Raw genomic sequence first — 14,624 nt, forward strand, 5'->3', positions numbered from 1 at the left:
ATATAACTTGACCCTCTGAATCGGTTAGTGGCCTATTTTAGCAGCTTGAAACTCCAGCTCCATATTCCATGACAGTATCCTCCAAGGACTGTCTGACTGATTAAGCGAATGGCGGATATGACGAATATGTCCCGCTGTTACCTCATCCTCAAGCTCTTTGGCCCAGAACTGGCGGCCGATGATATAAGCCATACCATATTCCTCCCAGCTCGCGTACGATTGCTGAATCAATTGTGCGTTTTGCATCAGATAATGCCAAGCTTCTTCCTGCTGAATATGACCAAACGTCATGCATAAATGACAAATAAAAGCGGCTCGTCCCAAATCCCAGGCCAGAATGCCGGCAGTTGGCAGGTATCTGTGATAACGTTGAATGATGAGTAATTCGACTGCACTGAATTCATCTTGTATGGATGAAATATAACGGTTCTGCTGCTGTGGCGTCATGAGTGGCAAACCACTACGGAGACGATCAAATTTCACGCGATGCCCACCCTCTACCGTGAGCCAATTCAACACGCGCCAAGCCGAGCTTTCGTCCCTTATGTCCCATGCGTCGACCAATACCTCTTGATTAATCCGATCCCCTTCGGCTCCGCTTCGCGCCAGATCATATTGGCATGTAAAATGGACCCTGTTGTTATGAAGCAGAACGTCTCCCAGCGCTAGCGCCCAAAGCTGGCTTTTACTTAAATGACTGCTCATTGTTTTATCACGACTCCCGGATATTCATTCTGAAGCTGCGGATCTCCCAGAATATCCGGGTAATCCAAATTCTGCACGACCGGTTTATTTGCTGCCGTTGGAAGAAGACCTAACCTTGCGAACAGATTTTTGCGTTTATTCATTTGCTCCTCCATTTGCTTCAAACGCTCCTCGTACTCCCCATGCCCCGGACGATCCTGAAGCGCTTCGCGAGCCATCGAAAGGGCATCATGCGATTCCCCGAGCTGATAAAGAACCAGACTGTAATAGCTGCAGGTGTCTCCGCGGAGTCCCCCTTGGTAAGCCAGTTTAAAAAACTTCGCTGCTTCCTTATAGTTATTGACATAGTACAAAAAGACTCCGCCGTAAAACCAGATATAGGGATTTCGGGATTGCAGATCAAAAGTCTCAAAATACGTTTCCAGATTACCTTCAATCTTGTCCCAATTCTGCAATTCGGCATGAACCCTTACAGTATGCAGCATCGCCCATTCGTTCTGATCATCCAGACGCAGCACTTCTTCCAATGGCTGGATGACCTCCTTAAATCTGCGAGCTGCCAGCAGAGCGGCTGCAAAAAGCTTGATGTATTGGGCCCTGTCCATATCCGATGGCAGATACTTAAGCATTTCATTAAAAAAAGAGACCGCAGCATTCCAATCCTTCAGGTAAAAGCTGCTGATTCCGCTGATTAAGTTGGCATCAAATTGCGAATCACCAGGAACAAGCTCCATAAATATCCGCAGATCGGCGCGGCAAAGCTCGAATTCTTTCAGCATGAATCTCGCAAACGCCCTGTTGTAATATGCATAGGGATGGTTATTCCGCTCTATATCCGCATCGAATATTTGAACGGCTTCCCGATACTGGCCGTTCAGACGAAGCGCAGATCCGTATTCGAAATAGTGTTCTTGTCCCTTGTCATCATCCAGCTTGGCCTTTCCGAAATGAAACACACTTTCCTCATACTGATCCAGATGATAATAGCAGCTGCCCAGATCTGCATGAAGAAACCAAAGGTCTTCGATGTCCAGAGCTTTTTTATAATAAAGAACCGCTTCTTCAAACCGCTGAGCTTCTTTTGACATGACTGCCAAGTAGCGAAGCGATAACAGATGACCGGGATCCAGTGCCAGCACCAGTTCAAACTGCTGAATAGCAGCGGGATAATCCGACTGCTGGTACGCGTTTATCCCTGTTTGGCAGCGTAATTCCAACAGAAACGCTTCGTCCTTATTCTCTGCGTTGCCGGCAGCAGCGTAGTATCGGGTTGCTTCCTCGTATTGTTCCTCTTGATGCAGCGAATAGCCGAGTTGATAGTTCTGCCTAGCTGTAAGCTCGCCGAGCTGCACGAGCTGAAGCCATACGCCGACAGCCTGATCATACTGCTGCTGCTCCATATACAGACCGGCCAATTCATCCAACGTTTTCATTTGATCCGGTCGACCTTCAACCTCCAAGCGCATCTTCATTTGCTGCTCAAGTCGCTGATTCAGCGTGTCTATCTGAGTGTGAGCATGCAGGTCCCAGGGACATAGCTGCTTGATTCGAAGGTATAACTCTCTTGACTCCTTGATCCGCCCCAGCTGCTCAAGACATTGAGCTGCCCCGGTCAAAGCCTGGGCATGATCCGGGGTATGCACAAGAACTTTTTGGTACATGGAATAGGCATCTTCCAGCATTCCTAATTGAAGCATACAGTAAGCCAGGTCGCTGTTGTGATGGACTTCCGCATTCCCGGAAGCTTCCATCCTCTTGAAGGCTTGGAAGGCTTCCTCCCAATTGCTGTACTGCAAGCAAAGCTCCCCAATCATCCGATTGAGATCAGGTTCTTCCGGCATGATCTGAGCGGCTTCCCGAAGCCAGTGCTCCGCACCTTCCACATTCCCTTGGACTAAGCAAATCTGTGCATTTGATCGGGCAGCCAGAAATTGCTCCAGTTCATCCAGCGGGGTCATGCTGTCTGTTACATAGTCATAGCGAAGATCCCAGAAGCCTTCAAGCTGCATCATCACATAATCCACATATGTCTTGGGAAACAGCTCCTGCATCTCTATTTCCATGCTGCTCCACGCGAATGTCTCATCCAGCAATCTCCAGACCGGACCCGGAGCCCAAGCTCTATCCGCAAACAGCCGCAATACCTCGAATTGAAGCCGCTGTCTGGTTTCGAAGCCCGAGAATTTCTCATCCTCCAGCAGGGTAATCCAGCGATCCTCGTCCACTCGCGTTTGAATGTCATCATACAGATCGACAGCTTGAAGTAAAAACTCGTTAGCTAAAGCAGCCGGCAGGCTGTTAGAGGAATTCTGCTCTTGTATATCGGGTAAATCCCGCTCATGAACCGAGTCCTCCGTCCAATCATCAAACACTCCTGGATGATCTGTGTCTGCGTTTACTGCCGAAGGTGCTTGAGTTTGTCTTTGTATGTCCTTAGCTTCTTTTAAAGCGGCATCATAGGCTGTTCGAAGCTTCTGAAAGCCTTCAGGGTCCTCTTCGGGATGATGAAATTTAAGCCGGGCCATATAAGCGCGTTTAATAAGTACCGCATCCTCAGTAGGCTGGATGCCAAGAAAACTCCATATATCTGTCATTAGAAATCCGTCATCCTTTCGAGTTCGTCCAACCAGACCTTGCAATGCTCCGCTGCTTTACGAATCTCCCTGTCGTTCTGACGGCGGAGAATATCCTCGAATTGGCGAAGCACGGAGGCAATCTGTTCACGTGATGATCCGAGCGATTCTTCATAAAGCCGTTCCCCGCGTGCTAGCAGAAGCCTGTTCTCCATTCGGTCTCTAGGGTGGATTTTAATGTCCGAAAGCTCTTTAAATCGCTGCTCAATCTGCTCCTTGGAGAACTGGCCAGGATTCTCCTCAATCACAATTCGGGATTGTTCTCCGGTACTTACCACGGTGGCTTCCACTTCTAAAATGCCGTTGATATCATATGTAAAACGTACCTCGACCACCTCTTCCCCTTTAGGCGAAGCTGGAAGTTTGACCGAAAATTCACCTAGTCTGATATTGTTTTGCGTTAGCCGGCTTTCCCCTTGATATACAACAATGCTCATATCTTTCTGACTCTCACGGATCGTGCTATAGCTCTCTGTTCTGCTGACGGGCACAACCGTATTACGATCTATGATTGGACTGAAATGACCCGATTCAAAATACCCGGAGGCATTCTCTACTGAAACGCCTATGCCTAATGTATAGGGACACACATCGGTTAATACGATATCATGTAAAGCGGCATCTCTTGCCTTCATTCCAGCCTGGATGGCTGCACCAAGAGCCACTGTCTCGTCTGGATCGATATGAGCCGATGGCAGTCTGCCAAACAGTCTGGCAGCAAATCCAGTAATGATAGGCATGCGAGTCGCTCCACCCACCAAAATAATCGCATCCAAATCAGAGGGACGTATTGCGGCATCTCTTATCGCTCGTTCCATCGGCTGACGAAGACGGGCTAATAAAGGTTTAGCCAAAAGCTCAAATCGCTCCGCAGTAATCGTGCATCGCAGAAGCTCCTCATTGCTCACAATTTCCATATCCGCAGCTTTTCCCCTGGATAAGGAATGCTTGGCCTTTTCCGCCTGTTTTCGGATCAGGTTTGCCAGCTTGGGATCCTCCAGGTCAAGCATGCCTTCCTTTTGCCGGATCATGAATTCTTGCATCAGCAGTTCCGTGAAATCTTCCCCGCCAAGAAAATTATCGCCTGCTACCGCCTGAACTTCCATCAGGTCTTCGAATCGCTCCAGTATCGATACGTCGAAAGTCCCTCCACCCAGGTCAAAGACAAGAAATCGTGTGCTCGGTTCTTCTAAATGGAGGCCATAAGCAACAGCTGCAGCTGTAGGCTCATTAATGAGACGCTCGACTTTCAATCCCGCTAACTGGCCCGCTCGCTTCGTCGCTTTGCGCTGTGCATCGTTAAAATAAGCGGGTACACTGATAACGGCTTCCGTAACGGGCGTTCCAAGATACGCCTCTGCATCCTCCTTCAAGGCACGCAATACAAAAGATGACAAATCCTCCGGACTAAATTGGTGTTCGCCCAAGAGAAACGTTTTATTTGTTCCCATATACCGCTTGAACACCGAGGCAGTCAATTGCGGATGGGTTATCATTCGCTGCTGTGCCGCTTCCCCGACGAGAATTTGTCCATCTTCGTCCACGCTGATTACGGAGGGGGTCAAATGCTGCCCGAGTGCGTTCGGTAAGATTTTGGCACCTTCCGGAGAATAAACTGCTACCACACTGTTCGTTGTACCCAAATCAATTCCAATAATCGTCAATATGTTGTACCTCCCACGATGAACTGCATTAGCGCTGCATCAACGTTCAATTTAGCTGTTAGGCATGTTGACGCATTATAATACCTTAGTTGTCTAAAACGCCTATACAGTATATCGGACAATCAAGAACAGTTCTATAGAATTTAATCCAAACCTTTCGGCTAACTTCCTGGATCCACGATAAAGAAGCATCCAGTTCCTGCCCTCTGGATGCTTCCTTTTGTTCATTCAGAGTGTATACACATTATTTCAATAACCACAGTGCCGGTACATTGGGCGGTTCCCAGCCAGTCAGCGATGTATGCGGCTGACGACAGATGTAGGTTTTCCCTCCGTAGGTCACTTCGTCGTTGACTTTGTAGCTGACATTTGCCGCCCAGGGCTGCGCACCGCTTTGCGGAGCAGTTGTCACACTGATGATGGTACCTGCCGACACATTTCCGGCTGCATCCTTAGCCGTCACGGTGAATGAGTAGCTCGTATTAGCCGTCAACCCGTTAATCGTAGCGGACGTTCCCGCTGTATTAACGGAGCTGGTTCCGTAGGTGACTATGTAGCCTGTTACACCGACATTGTCAGTGGAAGCATTCCAGCTTAAGGAAACGCTTGTTGCCGTCTTGGCTGTCACTTGAACATTGCCCGGGGCCGTCGGAAGTGTTGTATCTCCCCCCGTACCTGGGGGATCGGTTGTCACGGTAAGCGGCGTGCTGGCTGCGGATTGGTTGCCTCTCGCGTCGACCGCCTTGACCGTGAAGGTATAGGATGTGTCCGGTGTTAAACCTGAAATCACTGTACTGGTCCCGGTCACGCTGACGGATTGGGAACCGTAGTACACGATATAACCTGTCACTCCCACATTATCCGTGGATGCCGTCCAGCTTAAGCTTACGCTCGTTGCAGATTTGGACATGGAGGTCACATGGGTCGGAGCCGTTGGCGGCTGCGTGTCCGGCAACGGCGGACTTAAAGCATCCAGATAAGCGCGATGACTGTTCGAGAATTCAAAATTGTTGAATTTATCCCAGTTGACGGACCAGGTCATAAGACCGCGGAAATTCGGATAGCCGCTTACGCTTCCCCGGGTTTTATAGCTCGGCAGCTGGACGCCTTTAATCAGTGCATCCAGCGCCTTGTGTACTTCCGCAACCGAAGTAAAACCCCCGCCTGCATTGACGTTGGCCGGCAGCCCGAGCACGACTTGGTCCGGACGCAGCGGTGGAAACATCTGATTCAGGTTTTTGGCAACAGGGAATCCGGTTAAGATCATATCTGCCATGGCAACGTGAAAATCGGCATTTCCCATATTATGATACTGATCGTCCAGCCCCGTAATCGGACCCGAGTTATAGTTCTGAACCTGCAGCCAATCGAGGATATCGCGTGTGGCATAAATAACCGGCAGATAAGCTCCTGCGCGGTTGTCGCAGCTGATGCAGCTGCCTCCGTAGAAGCTATAGCCAAGCTGTACAAAAAACGTTTCAGGCGCCATCGTTAAATAAAACGGTCCCGTTCCAAAATGGTTATTAATTGTGCGCAGGGCGGAGATCAAGTTGACGATGACCGGCGTGGTCGGGTTCTTGAAGTCGCTGTCCCCCGAATTTAAATAAAGCGAATGGCCTTCGAAGTCCACGTCCAGTCCATCAAATCCGTATTTTTCGATGATTGCGATAACGGAGTTCACGAAATTATCCCTGGCCGAAGTGCTGGGAAGCTGTACCTGCCCGTTTGCACCTCCTATGGAAATGATGACCTTCTTCCCCTGACTTTGAAGATATGCAACATCTGCTTTGAAGTCTGCCTCCGTATAGTTGTAAGGAATGAAGCCGATAGTTCCGTTGGTTACACCGGATGTTGGTTCAGCAAAAGATACGTTGATGATGTCGAATTTGGGAGATACGTCCCTAAGCTTGATAAAACCGGATCCGTTATCGAAGTTATGCCAATAGCCGACAAGGGTTTTGCTTGCCACAGCCGCGTGTGCTTTAGGGATATGAATCGCCGTTACCTGAAGAAGCGATAAGACCACCATAACCATCAGTGCCTTAATCCATGATGATTTGCGATGCATAAAGCGATTGACGGGCATCCTGAGTATTCCTCCTTCACAACCAAATGATAGCGTTCTCAAATCACCCTTAAAAAGAGTTGCATTCAGCGATCCCCCTTTCTTACCCGATTAAGGCGATCAGGACATTAGGGATCATATGTTTATATATGGTAATAAATTCTGGCTGAAAACGAATAATTCAGTGCCAGGCAGGAAATCCTAATTCGCGGCAACTTCATTAAAATAACACTGAGGAGATCTGTTCATGATCAAACATTTGAAGGATATCGGGCTCGGACTGGCTGTCTTAATCCTGATTGCAGGCTGTACGCCAAATAACCAGGTAAATCAGCAGCAAGTTAGCCACAAACCCTTAACACAGAAGCAAGTGAATCCTGCTCCGGTCCAAATATCGTCCCATACACGCAATGCTCAACCAAAGCCACTCTCCACCACCACACAAGCATCTTCCACTTCGACTTTTTGGATGAATGGTTCAAGGTTGTCGGCTAAAGGAACCCAGGACGAGCTCCCATCGGAGCTGCTTGATCTGCTTCAGCCAGGAACCAATAATCCAGCAGGACAAGCTCCGGCTCCGGCAAATAACAATGGAGAACAAACGTCAGACAGGAGTGGTGCAGGAAACAATAAGGGAAATCAGAAAGACTCCTCCCAATTCGCTCAGCAGGTATTGGACCTGGTTAACAAAGAACGATCCAAAGCAGGACTTGGCTCTTTAACCATGGATGAAGAGCTGTCCAAGATGGCTATGGCGAAGGCTGAGGACATGTATGATAACAATTACTTTGACCACAATTCCCCGACGCACGGGTCGCCTATGGACATGATGAAGGAATATGGAATCACCTATAACTCCGCTGGCGAAAATATTGCCAAGGGACAGACCAGCCCTTCTCAAGTCATGAAAGATTGGATGAACAGCCCGGGCCATAAAGCCAATATCTTGAACAAAAGCTATACCAAGATTGGCATTGCTTTTTACAATAACGAATGGGTTCAGGAATTTACCGGTTAACACTTCAGAAGCTAAAGCCTGGTCGATATGACCAGGCTTTAGCTTTTTATTTATCGTGCTTAAGGTGCCGCCCTAGGTAGCTGCCCCTGAGGCGGGTATATCTCAACGTGCATAGAAGGATCGACGTTTGGGCTCCGGTGGTTATTTAGTGGTTGCTGCCGTTTACAGCAGAAAAAATGTATGATAAATTAAGTTATATCTCACCAAGCAATATATAGTTTCATCTAGTGAAACTAAATTTAATCTTTTTTTTTAATCTCTGAACTCATTTTGAATGTAGGAGGAATAACCATCGAAGATTCAATAAAAAGCCAAGTGCAGCAGCAATTTGCCAAGAACGCTGGAAAATATGTAACAAGTCAAGGGCATGCCAAAGGTGAAGACCTGTCCCTGCTGGTCTCTTGTTCCCAGGCGGATCAGACGATGGAGGTGCTGGACATCGCAACCGGAGGTGGACATGTGGCTAATGCCCTCGCTCCACTTGTCCGCCGCGTAACGGCCTTTGACTTGACGGAGGAAATGCTGACAACCGCCGCTGCTTTCATTCATGGAAACGGCCATACCAACGTTGATTTCGTGCAAGGGGATGCGGAACAGCTGCCTTTCGAGGATGCTTCTTTTGATCTGGTAACCTGCAGGATTGCGGCCCATCATTTTCCGGATGTACCTGCTTTCGTGCGCGAGTCCCTTCGCGTGCTCAAACCCGGTGGTAAAATCCTGCTTATCGATAATGTCGCTCCGGAAAAAGAGAATTTGGATGAATTCTATAATGAAATAGAAAAACAAAGAGATTACAGCCACGTCCGTGCATGGAAGAAATCGGAATGGATTCATCTTCTGGAGCTCACTGGCTTCCGCACAGAAATGGCCGTGACTTTTCAGAAGCCCTTTCAATTCCACGACTGGTGCGAGCGATCCGGGCTGGCTGAGGAGGAGAAGATTCTACTGGAGCAGAAGCTGCTTCATGCTTCCGAGGAGGCACGGCACTACTTCTTGGTGCGAAGCGATAAGACCGGTGCTGTCTCCGGTTTTACCGGTGAGTCCATCTATATTCAAGCGAGCCGCTCTTCTGTACTGAACTGAGCTCCTACGCACAATATATATTTTGACAGAAAACCGCCATGTCCAGCATAGGCGGTTTTCTGTGCTGTGCTGTGCCGATCTCCCGAGTCATAATTCATATAAATGCTATTGACAGGCATCGCGAGTAGCCTTACAATAACCTGAGAATGATAATCATTATCGATTTTATATCCAACACACTCGATTGAAATGATGATTGTTCAAAAATACATAGCTTTTTTGGGGGAGAATCATTTTGAAAAAATATTTCACACTGTCCATCCTGCTAGCCCTTCTGCTTTTAAGCGCTTGTGGCGGTCAAGCAAACAGCACCAATACAGAAAGTAATGAAAGTAAGCCCTCCGAAGAAATCTCCTCTTCGAAATCCGATACCTTTACTTATCAATCGGAGAACGGGCCCGTAGAGGTTCCAACCAATCCACAGCGTGTCGTTGTGCTTACCCGATTCTTGACGGGGAATGTGATGGCCCTTGGAGTACCCCTCGTAGGCGTAGACGAAATGTCCAAAACAAATCCTCAGTTCGAGGAAAAGCTGAAGGATATTGAGGTGGTATCCGACGAAAGTCTGGAGAAAATCATCGAACTGGAGCCGGATCTGATTATCGGTCTATCCAGCATTAAAAATATCGATAAATTCCAAGAAATAGCTCCTACCGTAACCTATACCTATGGAAAAGTTGATTATTTGACACAGCAGGTCGAAATCGGCAAGCTGTTGAACAAGGAAAAAGAAGCACAAGCCTGGGTTGACGATTTCAAAGTCCGTGCTCAAAAAGCCGGAGAAGAAATCAAAGCCAAAATCGGTGAAGATGCAACAGTTTCCGTCGTGGAGACGTTCAATAAACAGCTCTACGTTTATGGATTTAATTATGGTCGCGGAACAGAGATCCTGTATAACGAATTCAAGCTTGCCATGCCGGAGAAAGTAAAGGAAGCTACAGCAAAAGACGGCTATTTCACTTTGTCGTCCGAAGTACTGAAAGATTACTTCGCTGACTATGTCATCTTCAGTAAAAACGCAGAGGAAGACACTTCCTTCCAAAATACGGATATGTACAAGAACATTCCGGCAGTCAAAAACAACCGTGTATTCGAAGTCGATGCCAAAACATTCTACTTCAACGACCCGTTAAGCCTCGAATATCAACTGGATTTCTTCACCCAACATTTCCTCGGCAAATAATCGCTCCCCCCCGCATCCTGAATCACACCGAGATTTAGTTATACTCGCATAACATCGAAGGACCTGTCTGTTATGGACAGGTCCTTCTGTTATTTTCTTTCTGTTACTTTCGTTTCAAGCATAAGCATTTACAAATAATCGATACTGTTTAACACCAAAATCACTCCGGCAATACACAACACCCACGATAACAGGGAACCGGAGCTTTCGGCAATCTTCACACGCAGCTTCTCCAGCGGTCTCTGCATCACGCCGCCTAATACAAGGTGTAATCCGAGCAAGATCAATGGAGGAAGCACCATCACCATATTATAAGCAGCCAGGATCGGAACCCATTGAACCGTGTTCAATTGGGCGGTAGTCATTAGCCCGATTGCTGCAAAATAAGGAAGCGCGGTGGCCACCTCAATGAGTGAAGTGGTGAAACCTAGCCCGATCATGGCGCCGAAGCTTTTTGATTTCGGGCGGCGCGGTTCGGATTTCTTTTTCGTAGGAACATAAAAACTCGCAACAAACAGGACTCCACCGAGAATGGCCATCATCCAGCTGACCGTTCGATTCTGAATGATATCGGATATCGATTTCATGACAGCACCCAAGCCGAGCATGAGCACAGCTCCAACCAGGAAGTAGAAACCGGCCACCGTAACCAAGTAAACACCTAAACGGGAGATGAGTCGATCGCGCTCGGTCAGAAGCAAATACACCGTTACCCCCAGCGCGGCCGGGCTTAGCATATCCAATAGTGAGAATACCCCAATGGATAGCAGCAGCTCCAGTGTCATGATGTCTCCCCCCTCTCCGTTTGTTGTTCTTCCTTGCGCGTTACATAAATATCAAATGCCCGTTCCATAAATGCAAGAAGCTCTTGTTCTAGTGGGTATAACCCCATCTGCTCGGACTGATCCGGTGATTTACGAATCTCCCACAACTTGTCCACGAAAGAGTCCTCTTCTTCAAAATGCTCCAAGCGTTTCTCATCCATGCGCCGTACAATTCTTTGCACATCGGGCGAATCCGGAGAATCCTCCATCAGCCTTTTGAGCTGACCTAACAGAGCGATCCATTCCAGCGAGTCGGGATCTGCACTGTTCATGTTAGGAAGCAGACTCAGCATTTCCACCTCACGTTCATCAAACATTTGATTGCGGAACGATTGTTTTAGCGATGGATCTTGTCCTGATAGCTGGATTAATTTCTGAATAACCGCCCAGCTCGTCTCGCCTTCCACCGCAATGCTGTGGAGTACTGCTCGTAAAGCCGATTCCATCTGACTCAGCTTCCTTTGTTCCTTATGAACAAAGTCTAACTGATTCATGAGACTGGTAGACCAATTCCACTCCCGGCTCGAGATCATATCTGATATTTCCTGCAAGCTGAAGCCCAGCTTCTTCAGAAACTGAATTTGCTGCAGTTTCCGCAGCTCCGCATCGCTATATATCCGGTGCTTGCCCGGTGTTTTGGAAGCAGGAATCAATAAACCAATTTGATCATAATAGCGCAGCGTTCTCACCGTAATTCCCGTCTGTTTTGATAACTCCTGAATAGGAATCGAATTCAACTTCAACACCTGCTTTCCTCCATTCATCTTATGAACTTAACTATATAAGATGACGCTGCGTCACTTTCAAGCAAATTCTCAAAAAAGTTATCTTAATAAACAAAAAAAGCCTGATTCGTCAGGCTTAACTCATCCAGTGCATCCGATAGAAGATGGAATATTTATTTCGATTTTAATATTTTCGTTCTGCTCAGTCCGATTAGATAGAGTCCGAAGGGAATCACCAGCAAATGAAGAAATGCATAGCTTGCCCACACTTGCTGAATGATGTTAGCAACATAAACGGTGTTGATATACGTATTCCAGGCCACAATGATAAAGAGAACAGATAACGGATAGATTAAGTGGTTCTGCTCCTTCAGCCTGAATACGGTTTTTATTCCATGAAGGATGGAGAGGAACAGCAGCGAGATTTTGATAAAAAACGTAAGCACCCAAAGCGTAATCAAGATACCTTCCACGCGTTGAAAGAAATTCCCGACGTTAATCGTCTTCGCTAATGCAAAGGCCGGGAACGTGCTGTTCTCCGTTTGTTCGATCCCAAGAATGAGCACGCTGAGCAGGACCGTGACACTTAACACGATTCCGCCTGCAACAGCTCCCCACAGCAATGCCTTCTCCCCCTTCCGCTCACCCTTGACCAGAGGGAGGAACACCATCAGTACAATCAGCTCCTGAAACATAGAGGAGTGAAATCCGGCATTGGCAACGGGAATCCATCCATCCTCAAGTATAGGCTTGATATGATTCCAATCAATCTGGGGAATAAGTGAGAGCAGAAGGACCATAAACAGAAACACAATCCACGGAAACATCAATTCACCCACCCGCGCTAGGATGATGATGCCCATTCTGGCGCACATGATGGCCGCAATCAAGAACAGAATCTGAATAGCTTCGATTGGTGTCTCCGGCATCATTTCGCTGGTTATAAAAAAACCTAAATTGCCAAGCAATGTTCCCGTAAGTATCAAAAAATAAAAAAGATAAATCAGTGACATGGCCTTGCCCAGGATTTTGCCCAGAACCAGCTCATTCATTTGAAAAATCGTTTTACCAGGGTATAGCCTTGCGATAGCAATATACAGCACAACCATAAGGATATTTATCAACAAACTGCACAAGGAGGCGATCCACGCATCCTCCCGTGCAGTATGCGCTAAACCAGAGGGTGTGACCAGAATCGAGGTGCCAATGGTCAAGCCGAAGGTTAATATAAAAAACTGCCGTGCCGCGATTCCCTTGTATTTTATCACGTGCGACCATACCCTTCTTGTTATGAAATCAGCCTGTTCAGTGGTTGCATCATGATGCTGATCCAATCCAGCGGCCGAAGCTCAGTGAGCTCCAGCATGTCCCCGATTATCGAAAGCAGCGTCAATCCCCATACGGCATAAAATACGATCATATCCCGAAGAGAACGCAGCCGAATCAGATGCCTTGTTTCCGTGACCACAACAATCAACAGAAACGTTATCAATACAAAATGCCAATTCACTTCTCATCGACCTCCTGATTTAAGGGTTGAATGATGGACCCGATCCGCCGGATCGCGACATGGGAGTGCACATCGATGCTCATCGATTGGAAGCTCTCTCCCCAGTGACTTCTGTACGTTTTCCATACCTGGGGATATTTCCGGTGCAGGACTTCACCAAGTGCAAAAATATCGGCTCCATACCGCTGTTGAACATCCTTAACATGTTTCTCGATGTTTTCGTTATATTTATCCTCGATGCTCCTCTCCAATGCTTCTATGGCCGAAGGCTGATTGATATCAATTGGACATTGAACGGAGTTGATATCCGCTTCTATCTCCATTTTGACGGAAAATCGAGGAATATTCTCAGCGCTCAGCATAACATCAAGCGATGTGTCTGCCCGGTTTACCGTGAAGCCAACAATCCCGCCGCTCGGACATGACACATATCCAACGGTGGACTCGACTCTGTTAAGAACGTAATTCACCGTTTTGCTTGGTGGCTCCCCAAGCCATCCCACCAGCCGATCCCCTTTGAATACACCTAATCCCGCATGCTGTAGGAGTGTAGAGGGACTGATTTTTTTTACATTCTCCACGGACTGGCCTTCCGCCGAACTTCCGTTTAATTGAACCCCGGACAATATCGGATCTGAACCGCTTTGCTTTAATTCGGTAACAAACTGCTGCAATGTAACTTTCCCCGTGGCCGCCCATTTTTTTTCCGATATCAGAATGGAGGAATAGAGCGAGTTCGCAGGGATATATTCGAATGGCGTCACCACCTCCAAAATCTCAGAGGCATTTCCATTCTTGGCTATCAGCATGAAGAAGTCTGTTCGCAGTTGATGATTTCGGGATATGTAATCAAGAACATCGCTGACCCCTTGCCGCGCCAGATCTTCCCCCAAGACCAATACGCGGACATGGGACAGATACAGCATGCGGGGCGCCATGCTTAACATCCGCTGAAGGGCGTCAGGTACCGTTTTTCCTACAGACTTGTAAGTGACCACAGGAAGACTTCCAATGGATCCCCCGCTCTTCGTTGCCAGCTCGCTGGAATTGAGCACTTGCGCGGATACAGCGTAACCGTCCTTATGCGTGTCGATTCCAAGTGCCATAACAACAGCCAGCTCATTCAGTTCCTTTCGGCTCCAGCATCCCGATGTGATGATCAGGCTTATCATAAGCAGGACTGATAGTATTGTTCTTCCCAGCATCCACAACCT

At 47.7% G+C, this 14,624-nt stretch carries 12 protein-coding genes; 3 read left to right on the plus strand and 9 right to left on the minus strand.

Features of this window, described 5'->3' with window-relative positions:
• Positions 1-24: 24 nt before the first annotated feature.
• The 4 genes from WDY75_RS17930 to WDY75_RS17945 all read right to left on the minus strand — a co-directional run bounded on the left by WDY75_RS17930 (position 25) and on the right by WDY75_RS17945 (position 7,088).
• Positions 25-705: a DUF1266 domain-containing protein gene (locus WDY75_RS17930; protein WP_006209968.1), complete on the minus strand. Its 681-nt coding sequence runs from the start codon at positions 703-705 to the stop codon at positions 25-27.
• Positions 702-3,299: a tetratricopeptide repeat protein gene (locus tag WDY75_RS17935; RefSeq protein ID WP_063479375.1), complete on the minus strand. Its 2,598-nt coding sequence runs from the start codon at positions 3,297-3,299 to the stop codon at positions 702-704. Before WDY75_RS17935 ends, WDY75_RS17930 begins: the two co-directional genes overlap by 4 nt.
• Positions 3,299-5,002 (minus strand): molecular chaperone HscC, encoded by a 1,704-nt coding sequence (locus WDY75_RS17940; RefSeq protein WP_006209965.1) that lies wholly within the window; start codon positions 5,000-5,002, stop codon positions 3,299-3,301. Before WDY75_RS17940 ends, WDY75_RS17935 begins: the two co-directional genes overlap by 1 nt.
• 244 nt (positions 5,003-5,246) lie before the next feature.
• Positions 5,247-7,088, minus strand: coding sequence for a fibronectin type III domain-containing protein (locus WDY75_RS17945; RefSeq protein ID WP_063479374.1), 1,842 nt, complete (start codon positions 7,086-7,088; stop codon positions 5,247-5,249).
• Positions 7,089-7,314: 226 nt separating this feature from the next.
• Here WDY75_RS17945 and WDY75_RS17950 point away from each other — a divergent pair, with 226 nt between their 5' ends.
• The 3 genes from WDY75_RS17950 to WDY75_RS17960 all read left to right on the plus strand — a co-directional run bounded on the left by WDY75_RS17950 (position 7,315) and on the right by WDY75_RS17960 (position 10,351).
• Positions 7,315-8,085 (plus strand): CAP domain-containing protein, encoded by a 771-nt coding sequence (locus tag WDY75_RS17950; protein ID WP_063479373.1) that lies wholly within the window; start codon positions 7,315-7,317, stop codon positions 8,083-8,085.
• Positions 8,086-8,376: 291 nt separating this feature from the next.
• Positions 8,377-9,168 (plus strand): class I SAM-dependent methyltransferase, encoded by a 792-nt coding sequence (locus tag WDY75_RS17955; protein ID WP_040680642.1) that lies wholly within the window; start codon positions 8,377-8,379, stop codon positions 9,166-9,168.
• A 235-nt stretch (positions 9,169-9,403) separates the two neighbouring features.
• Positions 9,404-10,351 carry an iron-hydroxamate ABC transporter substrate-binding protein gene (locus tag WDY75_RS17960; RefSeq protein WP_006209960.1) on the plus strand — a complete coding sequence of 316 codons (948 nt, stop codon included), beginning with the start codon at positions 9,404-9,406 and terminating at the stop codon, positions 10,349-10,351.
• Positions 10,352-10,479: 128 nt separating this feature from the next.
• Here the strand turns inward: WDY75_RS17960 and WDY75_RS17965 are convergent, their stop codons facing one another.
• The 5 genes from WDY75_RS17965 to WDY75_RS17985 all read right to left on the minus strand — a co-directional run bounded on the left by WDY75_RS17965 (position 10,480) and on the right by WDY75_RS17985 (position 14,615).
• Positions 10,480-11,136 carry a GAP family protein gene (locus tag WDY75_RS17965; protein ID WP_063479372.1) on the minus strand — a complete coding sequence of 219 codons (657 nt, stop codon included), beginning with the start codon at positions 11,134-11,136 and terminating at the stop codon, positions 10,480-10,482.
• The gene (locus WDY75_RS17970; RefSeq protein ID WP_231888118.1) at positions 11,133-11,918 is read right to left on the minus strand and encodes a MerR family transcriptional regulator; all 786 of its coding nucleotides are present in this window, start codon (positions 11,916-11,918) and stop codon (positions 11,133-11,135) included. The genes WDY75_RS17965 and WDY75_RS17970 overlap by 4 nt, the downstream gene beginning before the upstream one ends.
• Positions 11,919-12,073: 155 nt before the next feature.
• On the minus strand, positions 12,074-13,168 hold the full coding sequence (locus WDY75_RS17975) for an endospore germination permease (RefSeq protein ID WP_006209957.1): 1,095 nt from the start codon (positions 13,166-13,168) through the stop codon (positions 12,074-12,076).
• Between the two features lie 20 nt (positions 13,169-13,188).
• Positions 13,189-13,410: a hypothetical protein gene (locus WDY75_RS17980; RefSeq protein WP_063479370.1), complete on the minus strand. Its 222-nt coding sequence runs from the start codon at positions 13,408-13,410 to the stop codon at positions 13,189-13,191.
• On the minus strand, positions 13,407-14,615 hold the full coding sequence (locus tag WDY75_RS17985; RefSeq protein WP_063479369.1) for a Ger(x)C family spore germination protein: 1,209 nt from the start codon (positions 14,613-14,615) through the stop codon (positions 13,407-13,409). The genes WDY75_RS17980 and WDY75_RS17985 overlap by 4 nt, the downstream gene beginning before the upstream one ends.
• Positions 14,616-14,624 lie beyond the last annotated feature (9 nt).

Origin of the sequence: Paenibacillus glucanolyticus (genome assembly GCF_037333485.1) — a bacterium.
Classification (GTDB): domain Bacteria; phylum Bacillota; class Bacilli; order Paenibacillales; family Paenibacillaceae; genus Paenibacillus_AQ; species Paenibacillus_AQ glucanolyticus.